The sequence below is a fragment of the Novosphingobium panipatense genome, assembly GCF_900182875.1.
Taxonomy (GTDB): Bacteria; Pseudomonadota; Alphaproteobacteria; order Sphingomonadales; family Sphingomonadaceae; genus Novosphingobium; species Novosphingobium panipatense.
This window is the reverse complement of record NZ_FXUI01000053.1, coordinates 1-1,699: the sequence shown is the minus strand read 5'-3', so window position 1 is coordinate 1,699 and position 1,699 is coordinate 1. Positions and strand designations below refer to the sequence as shown.

General features: G+C 64.3%; 3 protein-coding genes. All 3 read left to right on the top strand.

What is annotated here, in order from left to right; translation table 11 throughout:
• Nucleotides 1–316 (top strand): copper resistance protein B (locus tag QOL62_RS19750; RefSeq protein WP_283407309.1); only part of this gene is annotated, 316 nt, incomplete at its 5' end.
• A 90-nt stretch (nt 317–406) separates the two neighbouring features.
• Complete coding sequence (locus QOL62_RS19745) at nt 407–880, top strand: DUF305 domain-containing protein (RefSeq protein WP_007683361.1); 474 nt, start codon at nt 407–409, stop codon at nt 878–880.
• A 58-nt stretch (nt 881–938) separates the two neighbouring features.
• Nucleotides 939–1,699 (top strand): PAS domain-containing protein (locus tag QOL62_RS19740; RefSeq protein WP_346770714.1); only part of this gene is annotated, 761 nt, incomplete at its 3' end.

The window sequence follows — 1,699 nt, the reverse complement described above, 5'->3', positions numbered from 1 at the left end:
CTATGTGGGCAATAGTGGACGCACGGCATTGCGTCTGTCCAGCGAATACGAGCTGTTGCTGACCCAGCGGCTGATCCTGCAGCCGCGCATCGAAGCCAACTTCTATGGCAAGCGCGATCCCGATCTCGCCGTTGGCAGCGGGCTTTCCAACGCGACGGTGGGCTTGCGCCTGCGCTATGAGTTCAGCCGCCAGTTCGCACCCTATATCGGCGTCTCTTATCTGCGCAAAGCCGGCGACACGGCGCGGCTGTCGAGGCTTGCCGGCGAGGACGTCCATGCCACCAGCTTCGTCGCCGGCATCCGCTTCTGGTTCTAGCATCGGGACGGCTGATGGCGGGGGCGAACAGGAGAGCGGGGCGTTACACTGAGACCCAGGTCGGCCTGCGCCGAACGAAGGAGATACGCCATGGATCATTCGTCCCACATGAGCACACGGAAGATGGGCGCCTATTGGAGCCTGGCCTTCCAGACCGTCATCAGCGGCGTCATCATGTATCTGGTGATGTTCGTCATGATCGACGGGCTCGACAGCTTCTACAACAACCTCAACATGCTCTACATGACGCTGATGATGGTCTCACCGATGGTGGTGCTCATGATCCTCGCCATGCGGCACATGTTCCCGTCGAAGGCCGCCAACATCGCGCTGATCGCCGCGTCGCTGGTCGCCTTCTTGGGCAGCTTCGCGTTCATCCGCACGCAGACCACGATCGGCGACACGGCCTTTCTGCGCTCGATGATCCCACACCACTCCGGCGCGATCCTGATGTGCCAGGAAGCAAAGCTGAGCGATCCCGAAGTCATCCGGCTTTGCGAATCGATCAAGCGCTCGCAGCGGCAGGAAATCGACGAGATGAAGGCCATACTCGCGCGGCGCTGAGTGGCACGGTCCGGCTACGCCCGGATACGTGCGCCCGGCCGGGCGTGTGAGCCGGCCGATGGTCTACACGAGGCGCGGGCCCGACGAGATTGCCAGGGAGGTGGCGCGGCTTGCGCCGCTGTTCCTGCGACAGGCTGGCGGCCACGTCCTGACGCTGCTCTATCCTTCCGGGATGGTGCTGAGCTATAATGAAGAAGGCGAGCGTGCCGAATGCTGGCCGCTCGATCGCGTCCTGGGACAGCCCCACGACCTGTTCTACCCGCCCGACGAGATTGCGGCGGGGCGTCCAGGCGCAGACCTGGCGGCCGCCCTTCACGAGGGCACGCTGGAGCGCGAAGCGTGGCGGGTCTGCGAGAACGGCGCGGAATATCTGGCGCGCCTGACGATCACCGCACTGTTCGAAGGCGACACACATCGCGGCTTCGCCTGCATCAGCCGCGATGTCACCGACGAGGCGGCGGTCCGCGCATCGATCGAGACCCGCGAGCAGCATCTGCAATCGATTCTGGCGACGGTGCCGGATGCGATGATCATCATCGACGAGACCGGCGCCATCACGTCGTTCAGCGCAGCGGCACAACGCCTGTTCGGCTACAGCGAAGCCGAGCTCGTCGGCCGCAACGTCTCCTGCCTTATGCCCCAGCCCGATCGCGACCGTCACGACGAATATCTCGCGCATTATCTGCAGACCGGCGAGCGCCGGATCATCGGCCTCGGTCGCGTCGTGGTCGGCCAGCGCCGCGACGGCTCAACCTTCCCGATGCAGCTGTCGGTCGGCGAGGCCGGTGAAGACGGGCAGCGGTTGTTCACCGGCTTTAT